This is a genomic window from Pyxidicoccus sp. MSG2 (genome assembly GCF_026626705.1).
Classification (GTDB): Bacteria; Myxococcota; Myxococcia; order Myxococcales; family Myxococcaceae; genus Myxococcus.
On record NZ_JAPNKC010000001.1, the window covers coordinates 8,576,973 to 8,596,688 of the forward strand.

Consider the following 19,716-nt stretch of genomic DNA (forward strand, 5'->3'; position numbering starts at 1 on the left):
TCGCTCCCCAGGCCCGGCCCCTGACGGGGAGACACCCACGTGTTCAAGAAGGTGCTGATCGCCAACCGCGGGGAGATTGCCCTGCGGGTCATCCGCGCCTGCCGCGAGCTGGGCATTGCCACCGTGGCGGTGCACTCCACGGCGGACGCCAACGCGCTGCACGTGCGCTTCGCCGACGAGGCGGTGTGCATTGGCCCTCCGTCGTCCAAGGAGAGCTACCTCAACATCCCGCAGCTGCTCTCCGCGGCCGAAATCACGCGCGCGGACGCCATCCACCCGGGCTACGGCTTCCTGTCGGAGAATGCCGAGTTCGCGGAGGTGTGCGAGAACTGCAAGATTCGCTTCATCGGCCCGCGGCCGGAGATGCTGCGGCTGATGGGCAACAAGGTCCGTGCCCGCGCGGCGGCGCGCGAGGCGGGCCTGCCGCTCTTGCCCGGCAGCCCCAGCACGGTGAAGGACCCGCGTGAGGCGGAGGCCTTTGCCCGGGAGATTGGCTTCCCCGTCATCCTCAAGGCGGCCGCCGGTGGTGGCGGCAAGGGGATGAAGATCGTCCGCGAGCCGGGCGCGCTGGCCCAGGCATTCTCCACCGCGCAGGCGGAGGCCGTGGCGTCCTTCGCCAACGGCGACCTCTACATCGAGCGGTACGTGGAGAAGCCGCGCCACATCGAAATCCAGATTGTGGCGGACGAGCACGGCAACATCATCCACCTGAATGAGCGTGAGTGCTCGGTGCAGCGCCGGCACCAGAAGCTCATCGAGGAGAGCCCGTCGCCCGCGCTCACGCCGGAGCTGCGGCGGAAGATGGGCGAGGTGTCCGTGCAGGCGATGAAGAAGCTCGCCTACAACAACGTGGGCACCATCGAGTACCTCCTGGACGAGCGCGGCGACTTCTACTTCATGGAGATGAACACGCGCATCCAGGTGGAGCACCCGGTGACGGAGCTCGTCACGGGCATCGACCTGGTCCGTGAGCAGATCCGCATGGCCTACGGCCACCCCCTGCGCTTCAAGCAGGAGGACATCCAGATTCGCGGGCACGCCATCGAGTGCCGCGTGAACGCCGAGGACCCGATTACGTTCGCCCCATGGCCGGGGAAGATCACCGGCTACAGCGTTCCGGGTGGCTACGGCGTGCGGGTGGATTCGGCGGCCTACGAGAACTACACGGTGCTGCCGTACTACGACAGCCTGCTGGCCAAGCTCATCGTCCACGCCGAGGACCGCGAGACGGCCATCCGCCGCATGCAGCGCGCGCTGGGTGAGTACGTGGTGGAGGGCATCCGCACCAACATCCCGTTCCACCGGGCCGCACTGGCGGAAGAGTCCTTCCAGGAAGGCCAGTACGACACCCGCTTCGTGGAGCGCCTCCTGGCGAGCGAGACGGGCACGCGCCGGCTGAAGAAGGCCGTTGAAGAGACGCCGTAGCGCACGTCCACCTACCACGGCTTCCTGCCTGTCGGGGGGCCGCGCGAGCAGGTGATCTGGCACCGGGGGGAGCCGGGCTGTTTCTTGACCCGCGTCGGAGCTTTCCGTTAGCCTCCGACACTCCCCATCACTGAGGATGGAAACCCGCGAAGTTCAAGGGGTTTCGGCCTGTTGGAAGCCCACCGCTCGATGGACAAGAACAAGATCATCGAAGCCGCCGCGAAGCTGGTCGCGAAGGGCGCCTACGACAAGGCCATCAAGGAGTACCAGAAGGTCCTGGAGGTCGATCCGAAGGACATCCGGGTCCTCCAGAAGATGGGGGAGCTGTACCAGAAGAAGAACGACAACAACCAGGCGGCACACTTCTTCACCAAGGTCGCGGAGAGCTACTCCTCCGACGGCTTCTTCCTCAAGGCCGTCGCTCTCTACAAGCAGGTCCTCAAGCTCAACCCGAACCTGCTGGAGGTGAACCTCAAGCTGGCGGAGCTCCACCAGCAGCTCGGGCTGATGTCCGAGGCGATGGCGTACTTCCAGATCGTCGCCAACCACTACGACAAGTCCGGCGACACCAAGGCGTCGCTCGATACCTTGAAGAAGATGGTGGATCTCGACCCGGAGAACGTGGCGTCGAAGATCAAGCTGGCGGAGCTGTACGCGCGGGAGAACATGACGCGCGAGGCCGCGCAGGAGTTCAAGCGCGCCGCCGAGTACCTCAAGCGCAATGCCCGCGCGGACGACTGGCTCCGCGTGGCGGAGCGGCTGTCCACGCTGGAGCCGGAGAACCTCCCGCTGGCCAAGGAGCTGGCCGTCTCCTACCTGCAGCGCGGCGACCAGAAGCGCGCGCTGGCGAAGCTGCAGGTGTGCTTCAAGGCGGACGGCCGGGACGTGGAGACGCTCACGCTGCTCGCCCAGGCGTTCCAGGGGCTGGGGCAGACCTCCAAGACGGTGTCCGTCTACAAGGAGCTGGCCAAGATCCACCAGGAGCGCGGCCGCGCCACCGAGGCCGAGGCCGTCTGGACGCAGATTGAAGTGCTGGACCCCGAGGACCCGGACCTGCTCGCGCGCCGCGCGCCCGCTTCGGCGCCCGTGGAGCACCAGCCCGCCGCGGCGGCCCCGCAGCCCGCGCCTTCGCCGCGCGCCGCGCCACAGGCCGCCGCGCCCGCGCAGCCCGCGCCCACGCCTGCTCCGGTGGCGCCGCCGCCCGCGGCGGGCATGAACCGGGAGCAGCTGGCCAAGCTGCTCACCGAGACGGACGTCTACGTCAAGTACGGGCTCCACGACAAAGCGCTGGAGCACCTGCGCAAGGTCTTCACGGTCGACCCGGAGAACCTGGACGCGCACGAGAAGGCGTACCAGATCTACGTCGCCTCGGGGAACGCGGCCCAGGCGTCCGAGCAGCTGCTCAACGTGCTGCGGCTGTGCACGCGCGCGGCGGACGTGCAGCGCGCTCAGCCGTACCTCGCCACCATCCTCAACGAGAACCCGGCGCACCCGGAGGTGCCCGCGTTCCTGTCGGTGCTGCGCACGGACGGCCCGGTGGCGGCGGCGCCGTCGGTGGCGGTGGTGGAGTCGGTGGGCGAGGACGCCATCCTCGTCGACTCCAGCGATGACGAGATTCTCGTCGCCCCTCCGCCGGAAGACGCGCTGCTGCACCCGCCCGGGGACGAGCTGGCGCTGACCACGCTGCCCTCGAGCGACTCCGACGAGGTCATCGACGACGAAGGTGACTCCTCCGTCGTCAGCGAGGAGGCGCTCGTCGGTGAGGCCGTCTCCAGCGAGCACGACATGTACGGCACGCCCGCGCCGGAGGACCTGGCGGCGGCGGCGTACTCGGACGAGACGCTGGTGGCCGAGGACGACGGGCTGGTGCTGACGGACGAGCCCGGCATGTCGCTCGTGGACGACGAGCCGCTCGTTGCCCCGGACGACGACCTGGGCGCGACGTCGTCGTACTCGCTCGAGGACGAGTCGCTGGGGGGCGAGGCCACGGCCACGTCCATGGAGGCGCTGTCGCTCGGCGACGAGGACGACCCGCCGCCCACCATGATTCGCGCGCCCACGCGGGCGCTGCTCCAGGAGGCCGCGCCGCAGACCCGGCAGCTGCCCGCGCTGGAGGAGGACGAAGCGCTGGCGGATGAGGCCTTCTCGGAGCCGCCTCCGCTGGACGTGGAGGACATGCCCACGCGCGTGGGCATTGCCGCGCTGGACCCGTCCATGTTGGAGGAGGACGAGGCCGAAGTCACGGCGACGGCGCTGGGCGACCCGCTGGACTACGAGGAGCCCACCGCCTCGCACGCGATTCCCGCGCTCGCGGACGAGGAGCCTGTCCCGGAGGCGGAGGCCGACGTCGTCTCGGAGCCGGCGCTGGAGGATGCGCCCGAGGCGCAGGCCGAGGCCGCGCCCGAGGAGGAGGAGCCGGCGGCGGAGGAGTGCGACGAGGCGTCCTTCTTCCTCGACCAGGGCCTGCTGGAGGAGGCGCGGGAAATCCTCGAGACGGTGATGATTGCCTTCCCGGGCCACGCACGCGCCAGCGAGCTGATGGCGCGGCTGGAGGAGCTCGAGGCCGGCGGTGGCGTGGAGGCCGAGGAGGCCCCCGCGGAGCCGGTGTCCGTGCCGCACGTGCAGCCCGTGCTCGACACGGAAGGCGAGCGCGACGCGTTCGACCTGGCGGCGGAGCTGGCCGGCGAAATCGACAACCTGGGCGACGACTCCCCGGCCGCCGCGCCGGCGGAGGAGGACTTCCAGTACTCGGTGGAGGAGGTGTTCTCCGAGTTCAAGAAGGGCCTGGCCAAGGTGGTGAAGCCCGAGGACGTGGACACGCACTACGACCTGGGCATCGCCTACAAGGAAATGGGCCTGCTCGACGACGCGCTTCACGAGTTCGACGTGGCCCGCCAGGGCTGCGTGGGGACGAAGCGCGAGCTGGACTGCATCACCATGATGGGGATGCTGCAGCTCTTGCGCGGTGATGCCGCGGCGGCGGTGGCGGTCTTCCGCGAGGGCCTGTCCAGCCCGCAGGCCACGGCGGAGCAGACGAAGGCGCTCGGCTTCGAGCTGGCGGCGGCCTACGAGGCGCTGGGCGAGCCGGGCAAGGCGCTGTACCACTACCAGCGCGTCTCCGCGGTGGACGCGAAGTACCGCGACGTGTCGTCGCAGATGAACCGGCTGGCAGCCTCGGTGGAGCCGGAGGACGACCCGCTGCCGTCGCACGCGGGCAATGGAGCGAAGGCGAACGCCGCCCCCGCACCCGCGGCGGCCGTGGCGCCCACCCCGATGCCGGCGGCTGGCGCGTCCAAGGCGCGCAAGGTCGGCTACCTGTAGTCACCCCCGAGGTCCGGCGAGCCCATGACGACCTACCTCGACTTCTTCGAGCTGACCCAGGAGCCCTTCTCCAACGCTCCGGTGAGTCGCTTCTATTACAACTCCGCGCAGCACTCGCAGGCGCTCACGCGGCTGATGCACGCGGTGAGCTACATGAAGGGCCTGTCCATCCTCATCGGGGACATCGGCGCGGGGAAGACGACGCTGGCGCGCCGCATGCTCGACTCGCTGCCCGAGTCCGAGTACGAGGCCGCGCTGCTGGTCATCATCCACTCCGGGATTACGGCCAACTGGCTGCTGCGGCGCATCGCCCTGCAACTGGGCGTGGAGAACCCCGCGCAGGAGAAGCTCGCGCTGCTGTCGCAGCTCTACCAGCGCCTCCTGCAAATCTACGAGTCCGGCAAGAAGGCCGTCGTCCTCATCGACGAGGCGCAGATGCTGGAGACGCGGGAGCTGATGGAGGAGTTCCGGGGGCTGCTGAACCTGGAAGTGCCGGAGCGCAAGCTCATCTCCTTCGTCTTCTTCGGCCTGCCCGAGATTGAGAAGAACCTGAAGCTGGACCCGCCGCTCGCGCAGCGGGTGGCCATGCGCTACAAGCTGGAGCCCTTCACCGCCGAGTCCACGGAGGCGTACGTCAAGCACCGCCTGCGGCTCGCCGGGTGCCCGCGCATGCCCTTCTCGCCGGAGGCGCTGCTCGCCGTGCACGAGCACTCGTCGGGCTCGCCCCGCGTCATCAACACCCTGTGCGACAACGCCCTCTTCGAGGCCTTCCTCGCGCGGCAGGAGACCGTCTCCGCGGACCTGGTGCACCGCATCGGGAAGAACCTGGGCCTGCAGGGCGTGAATACGCCCGCCAGTGGAGCAGCCGAGGGAGCAGGCGCTTCCGTTACGGCGCTGCCCCGGACGGCGAACAGCAAGGTGGACCTGGCGGAGATCGACCGCTACCTCGAAGGGCTGGGTAAGCTGTAGGGGCTTTGTCCTCCCCGGGTCGCAACAGTGCGCGCAGAGCGCTGCTGGTGGTGCTCCTCCTGCTGTCGGGGAGCATCCTGCTGTTGCGGATGCAGGCGTCGTGGGACGTGGCCTGCACGCTGGCGCGACGGAACCTGCCGGACGTGCTGGGGCTGGACGTGGGCATCGGCCGGTGCGAGCTGGACCCGCTGAACTCGCGCGTCCTCGTGTACGGCTTCTCGCTCTTCCTTCCGGGCACGGACACGCCGCTCGTCGCGGCGGACATGGCGGAGGTGCAGCTGGGCTTCCTGCGTCCGCTCAGCGGCCGGCTCTCGCTGGCGCTGGTGCGGGCCACGCGGCCCCGCGTGACGCTCGACCTGTCACAGCCGTCGCCGCAGCCCGCGAAGAAGTCCGAGGGCTGCTTCCTGGACCCGCTGGAGCGGCTGCGGGTGGCGAAGCTGGACATCACCGGGGCGGAGCTGCGGCTGGCGCTGCCACAGGGGCGGCGCGTGGAGGTGGGCGAGCTGGACGTGCGCTGGGCGGAGCGTTGGGGCGTCATCGAGCTGGACGTGGAGGCGCGGCGCGGGCTGGTGCGGCTGGGGCCGGACGGGCAGGAGCTGGCGCTGGGACAGCTCGCCGTGGCGGGCGCGGTGGACCCGGACGAAGCGCTGCTGGAGTTGGAGCGCGCGGAGGTGTCGCTCGACGACATCACCACCACGGTGTCCGGCCGCGTGGAGTCCCTGTGCGACCCGAACCTGGCGCTGGATGCGCAGGTGTTCCTCCCGCTGCGCACGCTGTCCCAGGCGCACCTGGTGCCGAAGCCGGCCACCGGCCACCTCTGGTCCCGCGTGTCGATTGCAGGCAAGCCGTCCGCGCCCGCGGTGTCGATGGAGCTGTCCGGCAGCGGGCTCGGGTATGACCGCTTCGGTCCCACCAACCTCACCGCGCGCCTGTCGTACTCGGGCGACGAGGTGCGGGTGGAGGACCTGGTGGTGCCGGTGGGCGCGGGGAAGGTGCGCGCCACGGCCCGGCTCGGGTTGACGCCCAACTTCCCGCTGGAGGTGTCGCTGTCCACCGAGGACGCGTCGCTGGGGCGCATCCTGGACCGGGCGGGCGTGAAGGGCTCGTGGGTGGACTTCCCGGCCACGCTGGACGCGCAGCTCGACGGAAACCTCCTGCCGCGCTTCTCGCTGGCCGGCCCGTTGGATTTGCGCACCGGCCCCTTCGTGCTGGCCACGCGCGCGTACGACGCGCCGGAGGACTCGGGGCTCACCATCCTCGAGTTCGACAAGGGCCGCGCCCAGGCGCAGGTGAAGATTCAAGCGGACCGCGTGTCGTTCAACCACGTCACCGCGGAGTCGGGCCGCTCGCGCGTGCACGGAGACGTGGGGCTGCTCATCGGCGACGGGCTGGGGCTGGACATCCACGGCCATGGCGACCTGGACCTCGCGGACTTCGGCCACATCGCCGGCCTGCAGTGGGCGGGGCGGGGGAGCGCGACGTATTCGGTGACGGGCCCTGCCTCGCAGGTGAAGGTGGAGGCGGGCCTGTCCATGCGCGACTTCGTCTTCTGGAACCTCTCGCTGGGCGTGCTGCAGGGGAAGTTGGGGTACTCGGACGGGGTGCTGGCCTTCCCCGCCTTCACCGGCCAGAAGGGGCGCACGCAGTACTACGGCAAGGCGGGTGTGTCCTTCGGGCGGCTGCTCGGCCTGCGCCTCGAGGTGAATGTCCCGCAGGGGCGCACCGAGGACCTGGTGGACGTGGTGGCGGGGCTGAGCCCCTCGCTGGAGGTGATGCGGGGGACGCTGGGCGGCACGGCCACCGGGCGCGTGGAGGTGGACAGCCCGGTGGAGAAGCTGGAGGGGCTGGTGGCCTTCGACGTGAAGGACACCACCTACTTCGGCCGCCGCATGGGCGACGGCGCCATGCGCCTGCGCTTCGTGGACGGCAAGGCGATGGTGCTCGAGCGCACCGTGCTGAAGGGCCCGCTGGGGCGCACGTGGGCGGACGGCACCTTCGCCTTCGCGGGCGGGCTGGACTACCGCTTCGGCGGCGACGGCCTGTCGCTGGCGGAGACGGTGGGGCCGGAGCTGGCGGAGCGCATGGGCATCCAGGGCACCATGGTGATGGACGGGAAGGTGTCCGGCACCGCCGACGTGCCGGTGGTGGACGCCACGCTGCGCGCGCCGCGCGTCACCTTCGCCGACCGCAACCTGGGCGCCATGGACCTCACCGGGCGCCTGGTGGGCAAGGACTTCGTGGTGACGGGCCACCCCTTCCAGGACGCCACGGGGCGGCTGGGCTTCAAGGTGAAGGACAACTGGCCCTATGAAGCGCAGGGCTCGCTGTCGCTGCCGGAAATCCGCCCGCTGCTGCCCGCCGAGCCGCTGTGGGCCGGCGTGTCCGGCTCGCTCTCCGGCACGCTGAGCGCGAAGGGGCAGTTGCTGGAGCCCGCCGGCTCGGAGGTGAGTGCCACGGTGGACAAGCTCGTGCTCTCGCGTGACGACGTGCACGGAGAGAACACGGGCCCCATCGTCCTGGCCTACGCGGCGAGCCGGCTGGACGTACAGCCCTTCCGCTTCCTGGGGCCGTACGTGGACCTGTCGCTGGGAGGGTGGATGGGGCCTCGCGGCATGGACGTCACCCTGCGGGGCGGCTGGGACGTGCGCATGCTGGAGTCGCTCCTGCCCTCCATGGTGGAGCGCGCCACCGGCCGCGTCACCGTGGACGCGGAAATCACCGGCACGCCGGCGTCACCGTCCGTGGTGGGCACCGCGGAGCTGCTGGACCTGCGGCTGGCGCCGAGGGACTGGCCCGTCAACGTGCGCGGCATGTCCGGGCGCCTGGAGCTGACCGGCCAGCGCGTGCTGCTGGAGCACCTGCAGGGGCAGCTCAACGACGGCCGTGTGTCCGCGCGCGGCGACGTGCGGCTGGAGCGCTTCCTGCCGACGCGGCTGGGTCTCACGGTGCAGCTCGACGAGGTGCCCTACCGTCTCACGGAGGATTTGCCCGCCACCTTCTCCGGGCTGCTCCAGGTGAGCGGGCCGCCCCATGGCTTCACCGTCACGGGCGGGCTGGACATCGTCAAGATGCGCTACCAGAAGGCCCTGGACGTGGAGTCGATGCTCAAGTCCCTCCAGAAGCGCACCTACACGCCCTCGGCGCCGGTGACGTCCTCCACGGGGGAGCCACCGAAGCCGCTCGTCATCTGGGACGTCAACGTGCACTTCGGCGACGTCCGGGTGGACAACAACCTGGCGAAGGCGCGCCTGCTGGGCGACGTGCGGCTGACGGGCACCGACTTGCGGCCGGGCCTGCTGGGCCGGGTGGAGCTCGCGGAGGGCAGCCAGGCCTTCTTCCGCAACAACCCCTTCACCATCAACCAGGGGCAGGTCGAGTTCCAGGACGCCACGGGCATCGACCCCGTCTTCGAGGTCCAGGCCCAGACGCAGGTGCGCGAGTACACGGTGAAGCTGCACGCCTTCGGCAAGCCGGCGGACCCGCAGATTCTGCTCTCCTCGGAGCCGGCGCTGGTGGAGGGGGACATCGTCTCGTTGCTCACCCTGGGCTTCACCTCGTCGGACCGGGACACGGCGGCCACGGCGAGCGCCGGCCTGGCGGCCGAGGCCCTCTTCAACGTGTCGGGCCTGGACCGGCAGCTCCAGCGCTTCCTCCCCAGCAACCCGGTGTTGCGGGATTTGTCGCTACAAATCGCCACCACCTACAACGACGCCACCCGGCAGGCGGAGCCGACCGCACAACTGGAGTCGAAGTTCCTGAGCGAGCAGCTTAAAATCGGCATGACACAACCGGTGAGCGGGCGCGGCACGCGGGCGCGCGCCGAGTACCGCTTCGACGACCGACTCTCCGCTCAGGCCCAGTGGGACAACGAGAACAGCGAAGCCTCGTTTGGCAACCTCGGGCTCGAGCTGAAGCTGAGCTGGGAGGTCGAGTAGCCCGCGCCTTCATGGCGTGGGTGCTGCTGCTGTGCGCCCTCGTGTCGGGCGCGGCGGCGGCGCAGCCCGAGGGCGAGTCCCAGCCGGTCGTCGTGGCCGTGGAGCTGCACCTGCCGGGCGGCGCGGACGCGCAGGGGCTCACGGGGCTCGTGGCGGTGCGCAAGGGCCAGACGCTGGCGCCGGGCGCGGTGCGGCGCTCACTGGAGCGACTGTGGGCCACGGGCCGCTTCACGGACGTGGTGGCGCGCACCGTGGAGGTGCCGGGAGGCGTGAGGCTGGTGTTCCAGCTCACGCCCGTGGCGCGGCTGGCGCGGCTGCGCTTCCTGGGCAACGCCGTCTTGTCCGAGGGCGAGCTCATCGAGGCGAGCGGCCTCCTGGAGGGCGGACCGCTGGACGCGGAGGAGCTGGAGGGCGCGGTGTCCTCCGTCCTCCAGGCGTACCAGCGCAAGGGCTATGACTCGGCGAAGGTGACGGTGCGGCAGGAGCCGGTGACGGACGGGCTCGCGGTGTCGCTCACCGTGGACGAGGGCGTGCCCACGCGGGTGCGGATGGTGACGTTCTCCGGCAGCCCGGGCTTCGCGCTGCCCCGGCTGCTGGAGGTGCTGGAGATGCGGCCCGGCGAGGTGTTCGACCGGGTGCGCCTGGACGCGGGCCTGGAGCGGCTGCGCACGCTGCTGCGCGAGGCGGGCCACTGGCGCGCGCAGGTGGGGACGCCCTCGGTGCTGGTGGAGGGCAGCGCGGCCACGGTGGCGGTGCCGCTGTCGGCGGGGCCCCGGTACACGGTGCGCTTCCATGGCAACCGCCGCTTCCCGGCGACGCTGCTGGAGCGCGTGCTGGCGCACGACGTGGCGGAGTCGCTGGACGAGGTGGTGGCGGGCCGGCTGGCGCGGCGGGTGGAGGCCTTCTACCGGCACCGCGGCTTCCACGACGTGCACGTGCGGCCGCGCGAGGTGGTGCGGCCGGACGGAGAGCTGGCGGCGCTGGCCTTCGACGTGGAGGAGGGACACCCGCTGCGCGTGACGGAGGTGCGCTTCCACGGCAACCAGGGGCTGGAGTCGGAGCAGTTGCGCGCGCTGCTGACGGAGCGCGTGCGCGCGGGCGAGCCCCGCCCGGAGCTGGACCTGCGCCTGCTGGATGACCCGCTGAACGCAGAGGGGCGCCTCGGCCCGGAGCAGGGGACGTTGGAGCCGCTGCCGGACCCGTCCTCGGTGTACGTGGAGGACGCGTGGCTGGACGCCGTGGACGCGATGAACGAGCTGTACCGGGAGCGGGGCTATCTCTCGTCGGCGGTGTCGTTCCGCGGGCTGACGGTGGACGTGACAAGCCACACGGCGGTGGCGGACTTCGACGTGGAGGAGGGCCCGCAGGCGCGCGTCACGGACGTGCGTTTCGTGGGCGTACCGAAGGACGTGCCCCTCGTTCCGGTGGGCCTGTCGCTGCGCAAGGGCCAGGCCCTGAGCTTCGACAAGGTCGAGGAGGCTCGGCAGACGCTGGAGCGCGGGCTGGCCCAGTGGGGCTACCTCTTCGGACGGACCACCACCGAGACGAGCGTGGGCGAGGACGGGCAGGCGGCGACGGTGGTGTTCCGCACGGACCCGGGGCCGCAGGTCCGGGTGGGGAAGATTCTCGTGCAGGGACTGACGCGCACGGACCCGGACCTGGTGCTGGCGAACCTGGACCTGGAGGAGGGCAAGCCCGTCGCGCTGGAGCGACTGACGGAGGGGCAGCGGCGGCTGGCGCGGCTGGGCGTGTTCCGGCAGGTGGACGTGTCGCTGGCGGACCCCACGCGGCGCGAGGAGACGAAGGACGTCCTGGTGACGGTGCAGGAGCGGCCCCGGCTGGATGGCCAGGTGTCCGGCGGCTACTTCCTCGTGGACGGTCCGCGAATCACGCTCGACACGGCCTACCGCAACCTGGACGGCATGGGCCTGAGCCTGCTGGCGCGCGGAAAGGTGAACTACGCGGGCTGGAGCGCGGAGGCGCTTTCGGCGGACCGGCGCATCGCCTGCTCGCAGCAGGGTGTGGATGGCGGCACTGCGCCGGGCTGCGACGCGGAATTGCAGGGGCTGAATGGACTGGGTGGGCGCGGCAACCTGGCGCTGGCGCAGCCGCGCCTGTTCTTCATGTTGCCGCTGGAGGTGGGTGCACGGCTGGACTTGATTGGCGAGCGCGTGCACCGGCCGTCGTATGTGTCCACGCGATTCGCGGCGGCGGCGGCGCTGGACTGGGCCGCGGCGCCGTGGCTGAACGTGTCGCTGTCGTACGAAGTGGAGAACAACCGGCTGCGCTCGCGCGCGGGCGTGCTGGAGTTGCTCAACCGCGCGGACCAGGAGCGGCTGCGCTACCCCTTCGGGGACTTCGCGCTGCACTCGCTGCGGCCCTCGGCGACGTTGGACTTCCGGGACGACCCGGCGAATCCGCGCAAGGGCGTGGTGTTCATCTCGAGCGCGGAATTCACCCGGGGGTTGAGCGTGAAGCCCACGGACGTGGCGGGCAACCGCGTGGAGGGGTACCCGATTGACGGCGTGAAGCTGTCGAGCAATCTGAGCGGCTACATCCCCCTGGGACGGCGGGCGAGCATGGCGTTGTCGGCGCGCGCGGGCACCATCATCCCGCTGGAGAAGGACGCGCAGGCCATCGGCTCGAAGCTGTTCTACCTGGGCGGCTCGTCGAGCCTGCGCGGCTTCCGCGAGGATGGAGTGCTGCCGGAGGACGTGCGCGGTGCCCTGCAGCAGCGGATGCGGGACTGCCGGGCGCTGATTACGCCGGCGGGGTGCTCGGCGGAGTTGAAGGCGGTGCTGGCGGGGCAGGTGCCGGCGAGCCAGGGCGGTGAGTTGTTCACGCTGGGCAAGGCGGAGTTGCGGCTACCGGCGCTGACGTCGTTGGACCTGGGCCTGTTCTTCGAGGCGGGCAACCTGTGGTTGGACCGGACGGCATTCGAGCCGGGGCGGTTGCGGTACGCGGCGGGCGCGGGCTTGCGGTACGTGACGCCAGTGGGTCCGCTGGCGTTCGACGTGGGCTTCAACCTGGACCCGGATGAGACAGTGAACGAGGCGACCACGCAGTTCCACTTCAGCATCGGCACGTTCTGAAGGAGGCGCACGGGTGCGCATGCGCGGGCCGGTATACATGGCGGCGTGGGTGGTGCTGGGGCTCTTCTCGGGCTGCCGGCACACGCAGGGCGAGGGCGTGAAGGCGGAGCGTCCGAAGTGGATGCCGCCCGAGGGAGAGTGCCCGCGCGGGGCGCTGTTGCAGATGGAGCGGCTGGGGTTGAAGCCGGGGGACAAGGTCCCCGTCATCGTGGACGCCATCCAGGACCACCCGGGGCCGGCCCGGTACAACTACAGCTTCGTGATTGCGCTGCCGCGGGAGGATGGAGAGAAGAAGCTGCCGGGGGCGCGAATTGGCGGGCGCCTGTACGTGACGAAGCACCGGGTGTTCGGCCGGTATGACCGCATCTTCCTGCCGGAGAGCGGGGTGATGTCCGTGCCCTTCTGCGGAGTCCTGCTCGACGCACGATGGGACAGGGACGGCGAGGGGCTGATTGCCTACCCGAGCCCGATGAAGGGCTTCTCCGTGGTGCAGGACAACACGGGCATCATCCAGGTGGTGGACAGGTATCCGTGACGTGGTTCAGCCCGGCTTCATGCCGGTGCGGGTCATGGCGAGCTCGATGGATTCCTGCAGAGCTCTCCTGTAGCGCCCTTTTCTCAGCCGTTGAACCCGTGAAGCAGCGTCCGCGATGAACGGCCGGACCACGGGAGAGTCCTCCCTGCCCAATTGAATCCATCTGCCGAGCATGGCGGCGATGTGCACCCTCTTTTCGATGCTGGAGAATCCAAGCCGGGTCATGTGTCTGAGTTCAGTGCGTAGAGTCGCCTCCGGCTCGGGGAGCATGCAGGCCCTGGACAAGATGGCCTCTTCAACCCGCCTTGCCATTTCTCGCTTCACGAAGGTCGATTGCGCCCGGGCTTGCATTCTCCGTAGGAAACGGAGCATTTCGGCTCTGAACGGCTCGTGCCCCTGATTACGCAGGGAGATCTCCAGACGAATACTCGCGTCAGCGAACTCCAGTTCGAGTCTTCGCTGAGGGCTCATTCGACTGCGGGGCATTTTCGTCCGCCTATCGTCCTGGTCGGCCAGTATCCACGGTCCCTGCAGAGCGCGAGGCACTGTTGGCAGACGGTTCCTCCCCAGTCACCTGAGTTCCGGCGGTTCGCCACCTTCGCCTGCTCCATGCACTTCGTGTACAGGTCATTGCAGCGGTCATAGGGCTTGCCGTCGCCCTCACTCTCTGGACTTTCCGCTGCCTGGGGCGGAATGACTGGGCCCGGATTCGGTGGCTTGGGTGCATTCGGCTTGGGCGTCTTGGGTGCCGTCCCGAGTTGCTCACAGGCCGCTTCCGAACCGTTCTTGCAAGAGCAGTCCAGCGAACTCGCGCAACCCGGCCCCGGTCCGGGGCCTACGCTCTGTCGGAGTGGCCGTGAGCCACTGGCACAGCCTGCGAGCCACACGCACCAGAGTGCCACCCACAGACATGCGCGCATGCTCCTCAGCGTAGCATCGGCACTCAAGCAAGAGGCTGGGGCCGTGGCAGTTGGTCGCTCCGGGGGAATGTCGTCCCGCCCTGCGCTACAGTCCCCACCGTGTTCTACGCGTGCGTACGTGCGGTGGTCGCGCTGTTCCTGCGGCTCTTCTACCGGGTGAAGGTGAATGCCCCGGCGACGGAGCCGGAAGGGCCCGTGCTCTTCGTGGGCAACCATCCCAACGGGCTCATCGACCCCGCACTGGTGTTCATCCTCACGCGCCGCAAGGTGACGTTTCTCGCCAAGGCGCCGCTGTTCAAGATGCCCGTCATCGGCTGGCTGCTCCGGGGCCTCGACGCGCTGCCTGTGTACCGCAAGCAGGATGACCCCTCGAAGATGGGCGGCAACGAAGGGACCCTGGACGCAGCCAAGGGCGCCCTCGTGCACGGCCGCGCCATCACCATCTTCCCCGAGGGCAAGAGCCACTCGGAACCCGGGCTCGCGGAGCTGAAGACCGGCGCGGCGCGCATTGCCCTCAACGCGGCGAAGGAGGGTGCCCCCGTCCGCATCGTCCCCGTGGGCCTCACCTACGCGGAGAAGCACGTCTTCCGCAGCGAGGTGCTCATCGACGTGGGTCCCGCCATCGACGTGCAGTCCTTCGTCCCGAAGGATGCCGCGTCCGAACCCGACGCCGTGCGCGGCCTCACCGAGCGCATCGCGGAAGGACTGCGCGCCGTCACGCTCAACCTGGAACAGTGGACGGACCTGCCGCTGGTGCAGCTCGCCGAGCAGCTCTACGCCTTCAAGCAGGGTGGGGCGCTGGATGCGGAGCGGCTGCGCCTGTGGGCTCGCGGCGTGCAACTCTTCCGTGCGCAGGAGCCCGAGCGTTTCGAGGGCATCCGCGCCCACCTCGCTGCCTTCAAGCACCGCATGGAGTTGGTGCAGGCGGCGGGGCCGGAGGACCTCGCGCTCGTGTACCGGCCCGGCAACGTGGTGCCCTTCGTCGCGAAGAACCTGCTCGCGCTGGTGCTGGGGCTGCCGCTGTTCGCGCTCGGGGTGGTGCTGTTCTGGCTTCCGTACCAGCTGCCCCGCACCGCCAGCCGCAAGACGGAACTGGACGTGCAGGCCACGGTGAAGTTCCTCACCGCCTTCGTGGTGGCCCTCGTGTGGTGGGGCGCGCTCACGGTGGTGGCGGGGTGGTGGGCCGGAGTGCCCTGGGGCGTGGCCACCTTCCTCGCGGTGCCACCCCTGGCCCTCTTCACCCTCTACTTCGCCGAGCGTTGGGAGTCGCTCCAGCGCGACATTCGCGTGTTCTTCACCCTGGGCAATCGCGCGCGCCTCAAGACGCTGCTGCTCGCCGACGGCGAGCGGCTGGCCTCGGAGGTGGAGCGGCTGGCCGGTGAGTACCGGCCGAAGCTCGAAGGCACGGCCACCCCCGTGGCGCCCTGAGACGTCACCGCACGCGCGGCACGGCCTCGCGGAACATCTTCGCACCCACCAGCAGGGCCAGGCCGCCCAGCAGCACGGGCAGGGCATTGAGCTCGATGGCGGTGTGCAGGCTGTACGCGTCCGCGATGCTTCCGATGAGCGTCGGGGAAATCGCGTCGCCCAGCATGTGGATGAAGAGCACGTTCAGCCCCATGGCGAAGGCGCGGAACGCGGGCGGCACACAGTTGACGATGGCCGCGTTGATGGGACCGCTGTTGAGGAAGATGAGGAACTGCGCCACGCCAATCACCGCGAACGTCAAGACGGTGCTCTGGATGTTCGTGGCCAGGTACATGGCCGGCGCCGCCAGGAGCAGCCCCACGCCTGACATCCACAGCCCGCCGCCCTCTCGCTTGCGGTCCAGCTTGTCGCCCAGCCACCCGCCCACCAGCGTCCCCACCAGTCCCGCCACGAGTGTAATCGCGCCGAAGGTGGTGCCCGTGTCGCCCTGGGCCATGCCCCGCTCGCGCACCAGGTACGTGGGCATCCAGAAGCCCAGCCCGCCGATGGAGAACGTCATCAGCGTGTAGCCCGCCGTCACCGCCCAGAACGCCGGGTTCTTCCCCAGCCCCTTCAGTCCGACGAGGAAGGGCATCTTCGTCTGCGCGTCCGGCCCGTCCATGGCGCCGCGCTGGGGCTCGGGCATGAAGAAGGCCATCAGCCCCAGCACCAGCCCCGGCACGCCGCCCACGTAGAAGGCCACGTGCCACGAGTAGCGCTCCGTCAGCCACCCGCCCAGCCCGTACCCCGCCGCCACGCCCACCGGAATCGCCGTGTAGAAGAACGCGAGGATGCGCGTGCGCATGTCACGCGGGTACAGGTCCGAGATGATGCTCGGCGCCACCGCGCCATAGCCCGCCTCGCCAATGCCAATCACCGAGCGCGCCACCAGCAGCGTGATGAACGACGTGGCCAGGCCGCTGGCCCCGGTGGCCAGGCTCCACAGCAGCACGCCGCCCGCCACCAGCAGCTTCCGGGGGTACCGGTCCCCCAGGTAGCCGCCCAGCGGCGAGGCCAGCATGAACACCACCATGAACATGGTGCCCAGCAGGCCGGACTGCGTGTCGTTGATGCCGAACTCCTTCTGGATGTCCGGCAGCGCCACCGCGACGATGTACCGGTCGAGGTAGTTGACCAGGTTGATGAGCGTGAGGATGAACAGCGCGAAGCCGGCGTTCGCCGCGGGCGCGGTGGGCACCGCCGGCGAGGCCGTGGCGGAAGAGGCGGTCATTTCGAGGTGGCTCCGGCTCCGAAGCGGTGCGCGAGCAGTCCCCAGCGCAGGCCCCTGTCGCTCACGCGGCACGCGTCCAGGCCCAGCGCCTTCACCGACTCGAGGAGGATGAGCGCACCCGCTGAAATCACGTCCGCGCGCTTGGGCTGCATTCCGGGCAGGGTGCGGCGCAGCTCCAGCGGCATCTCGCACAGCCGGTCCGCCAGCGCCGCCAGCTCGGACACCGACATCGTGCCGCCGTGGACCTCTTCGGCGTCATACGGGTCGATGCCGTATTCGACGGCGTAGAGCGTGGTGACGGTGCCGGCCACGCCCACCAGCACGGCGCCGGGCGGCGGTGACGGCAGCGACTTGAAGGTGTCGCGCAGGTGCGCCTCGATGCGGGCGCGGTCCTCGGCGCTCATCGGGTCCGAGCGCACGAAGCGCTCCGTGAGCCGCACGGCGCCCACGTCGAAGCTGTGCCGGAAGTCCACATGCCCGGCGGGGTTGCCGTAGATGAATTCCGTGGAGCCGCCGCCGATGTCCAGCACCAGCAGCGGGCCGGCCGCCTCCGACGCGAAGTCCGCGTGGACGGCGGCGAAGGACAGCTCCGCCTCCAGTTGGCCGGAGATGATTTCCACCGTCACGCCCGCGCGCGTCTTCGCCGCTTCGAGGAACTCCGCGCCGTTCTCCGCGTCGCGTGCCGCGCTCGTGGCCGACACGGCGATGTCCTGTGCGCCCAATTCGCGCGCCTCGCGGGCGAAGGCTTCCAGCACCGCCAGCGTGGCCTCCATCCCTTCCGGGGACAGGCGTCGCGTTGCATCCACGCCTCGTCCCAGGCGGGTGATTTCCGCGCGCTCGCGCACGGCTTCGAAACGGCCTTCGGGGGTGCGCTCGGCGACCAGCAACAGCACCGAGTTGGTTCCGACGTCGATGGTGGCGAAACGCGGCATGCGCGGGAGCCTACTCAACGCAGCAGCGCTTCCAAAGCATCGCCCAGGGCCTGGTACTCATTGTGTGTGTTGTAGAGCTGCGCCGAGACGCGCACGTGACGCGCGGGCGCCTTCGGCCAGGGGACGATGGGCACCTCGATGCGGTGCTCGTCGAAGAGGCGCAGGTGGAGCGGGTCCACGTAGAGCGGCGGCTGGGGGGGGACGGGGAAGCCGTCTGGCAGCCGCACCGTCGCCATGCTGCCCACCATCTCCTCCGGGCAGTCGGGCTCCGCCTTCAGCCGGGCGCACAGGTGCTTGCGCGCGGCCAGCGCCTTCTCCCGGTTGGACTGCATCACCGCCGGCCAGCCGCCGGGTAGCAGGCCACCCACTACGCGAATCGCGTGCGGGACGCAGAGCGCGGCGGAAGGGTCCAGGGTCCCCGTCCAGTCGAAGTCCAGCCGGAACCGCGAGCGGTCCGTCCGCCCCGAGTTGTGCCCGTGGCTCACCGCCAGCGGCTTGAGCTCCGACTGCAAGTCGCGCCGCACGTGGAGGAAGGCCGCACCCTTGGGCGCGCACATCCACTTGTGGCAGTTGCCCGTGTAGTAGCCCGCGCCCAGCGAGCGCAGGGACAGGGGCAGCATGCCCGGCGCGTGCGCGGCGTCCACCAGCGTCTCCACGCCCCGCTCCCGGAGGGCGGCGACGAGCCGCGCCACCGGCATCACCACCGCCGTCTGGCTGGAGACATGGTCCACCAGCAAGAGGCGCGTGCGCGGCGTCACGTGCGCCAGCACCGCGTCCACCACCGCGTCGGGCGACGGAATCGGCCAGGGCAGCTTCGCCACCACCACCTTCGCGCCCCACCGCGAGGCCGCGTACTCCAGCGCGTTGCGGCTGGCGTTGTACTCGTGGTCGGTGGTGAGCAGCTCGTCACCGGGGGCGAAGCGCAACGAGCGCAGCACCGTGTTGACGCCCGAGGTGGCATTGGGGACGAAGGCCAGGTCGTCCGCGTCCGCTCCGACGAAGGTGGCCAGGGCCTCGCGGGCCGCGTCCAGCAGCGGCTCGACTTCGCGGTGGAGGAAGCGCACCGGCTCGGCCTCCATGCGCGCGCGCAGCTCGGACTGCGCCTGCAGCACGGCGGTGGGGCAGGCGCCGAAGGAACCGTGGTTGAGGAAGAGGACCTCGGGGTCCAGGCTCCAGTGCGTGCGGAGGGAGGCGCTCATGTGCGGGCACTCGACCCGACGCGGCGTCCCCTGTCAACGCGCGGAGATGGGGCGCGCTCGCAGGGCGGCCACCCCGCCTGCCGCCGCGCCGTCAGATCTCCACGGGCAGCTTGCCCGGGCGGCTCTTCCGGAAGTCCACCTGCGAGAGGTCGGACTTGAGCACGTAGCTGGTGGCACCGGGCGCCTCCTGCTGGTTTCCCCCGAGGAAGCTCACGACGACGACATTGCCACCGGCCTCCAGCGCGAGGTGCTTCAGCTCCTCGACGATTTCCTCGCGGAACATGGCGAAGGCCCGGGGCGCGCGCAGCACCACGGACCCGAGCAGCACATGGGGAGCGCCCTCGGAGACGCGAAGGCTGCCTTCACGGGACTCGATGCCTTCGGGCAGCGCGTCGATGAGGACGCGCACGGGCAATTCCTCGCCCGGAGGAGTGCGCATGCGCGCGAGGCGGTTCTCGGTGCGCGTGCCCGGGTTCCGCTTCATGTAGTCGCCCGTATAGCGCTGCACCACGTGCGCGTCCTTCGACAGCTGGGCATCACCGAACGAGGTGTAGGTGACGGACGGCGGGGGCGCGGGGGTGGGCGGCGGGACGGTGGCGCAGGCGACCAGCAACGTCACGGCGGCAACCCACGGCAGGGAAGCGGGCTTCATCACGGCGACCTCGAGCGGAAGCGGAGGGCGGGAAGGCT

Annotated in this window: 12 protein-coding genes; 7 read left to right on the plus strand and 5 right to left on the minus strand. The window is 70.2% G+C overall.

The genetic code is table 11. From position 1 onward, the window contains the following. The first annotated feature begins 39 nt into the window (after positions 1–39). The 6 genes from accC (at position 40) to OV427_RS33525 (ending at position 13,277) form a co-directional block, all read left to right on the plus strand. Complete coding sequence (gene accC, locus OV427_RS33500; RefSeq protein WP_267860281.1) at positions 40–1,425, plus strand: acetyl-CoA carboxylase biotin carboxylase subunit; 1,386 nt, start codon at positions 40–42, stop codon at positions 1,423–1,425. Between the two features lie 189 nt (positions 1,426–1,614). Next, positions 1,615–4,746 (plus strand): tetratricopeptide repeat protein, encoded by a 3,132-nt coding sequence (locus tag OV427_RS33505; RefSeq protein WP_267860282.1) that lies wholly within the window; start codon positions 1,615–1,617, stop codon positions 4,744–4,746. A 24-nt stretch (positions 4,747–4,770) separates the two neighbouring features. Beyond that, positions 4,771–5,715 carry an ExeA family protein gene (locus tag OV427_RS33510; RefSeq protein WP_267860283.1) on the plus strand — a complete coding sequence of 315 codons (945 nt, stop codon included), beginning with the start codon at positions 4,771–4,773 and terminating at the stop codon, positions 5,713–5,715. A gap of 5 nt (positions 5,716–5,720) precedes the next feature. Further along, positions 5,721–9,650 (plus strand): translocation/assembly module TamB domain-containing protein, encoded by a 3,930-nt coding sequence (locus OV427_RS33515; RefSeq protein WP_267860284.1) that lies wholly within the window; start codon positions 5,721–5,723, stop codon positions 9,648–9,650. Positions 9,651–9,661: 11 nt separating this feature from the next. Further along, positions 9,662–12,742: a POTRA domain-containing protein gene (locus tag OV427_RS33520; RefSeq protein ID WP_267860285.1), complete on the plus strand. Its 3,081-nt coding sequence runs from the start codon at positions 9,662–9,664 to the stop codon at positions 12,740–12,742. Between the two features lie 19 nt (positions 12,743–12,761). Then, positions 12,762–13,277, plus strand: a complete 516-nt coding sequence (locus tag OV427_RS33525) for a hypothetical protein (RefSeq protein WP_267860286.1) — start codon at positions 12,762–12,764, stop codon at positions 13,275–13,277. Positions 13,278–13,283: 6 nt separating this feature from the next. Here the strand turns inward: OV427_RS33525 and OV427_RS33530 are convergent, their stop codons facing one another. Further along, on the minus strand, positions 13,284–13,502 hold the full coding sequence (locus tag OV427_RS33530; protein WP_267860287.1) for a hypothetical protein: 219 nt from the start codon (positions 13,500–13,502) through the stop codon (positions 13,284–13,286). A 794-nt stretch (positions 13,503–14,296) separates the two neighbouring features. On the opposite strand from OV427_RS33530, the gene OV427_RS33535 reads away from it, so the two are divergent. Beyond that, complete coding sequence (locus OV427_RS33535) at positions 14,297–15,625, plus strand: lysophospholipid acyltransferase family protein (RefSeq protein WP_267860288.1); 1,329 nt, start codon at positions 14,297–14,299, stop codon at positions 15,623–15,625. Between the two features lie 4 nt (positions 15,626–15,629). Here OV427_RS33535 and OV427_RS33540 read toward each other — a convergent pair whose 3' ends face one another. From OV427_RS33540 to OV427_RS33555, 4 genes are all read right to left on the minus strand, one after another. Next, positions 15,630–16,895: a spinster family MFS transporter gene (locus OV427_RS33540; protein WP_267860289.1), complete on the minus strand. Its 1,266-nt coding sequence runs from the start codon at positions 16,893–16,895 to the stop codon at positions 15,630–15,632. Then, on the minus strand, positions 16,892–17,827 hold the full coding sequence (locus OV427_RS33545) for a Ppx/GppA phosphatase family protein (RefSeq protein WP_267860290.1): 936 nt from the start codon (positions 17,825–17,827) through the stop codon (positions 16,892–16,894). The genes OV427_RS33540 and OV427_RS33545 overlap by 4 nt, the downstream gene beginning before the upstream one ends. 14 nt (positions 17,828–17,841) lie before the next feature. Continuing rightward, on the minus strand, positions 17,842–19,026 hold the full coding sequence (locus OV427_RS33550) for an aminotransferase class V-fold PLP-dependent enzyme (protein WP_267860291.1): 1,185 nt from the start codon (positions 19,024–19,026) through the stop codon (positions 17,842–17,844). Positions 19,027–19,117: 91 nt separating this feature from the next. Next, positions 19,118–19,678, minus strand: coding sequence for a hypothetical protein (locus OV427_RS33555; protein ID WP_267860292.1), 561 nt, complete (start codon positions 19,676–19,678; stop codon positions 19,118–19,120). Positions 19,679–19,716: the final 38 nt, after the last annotated feature.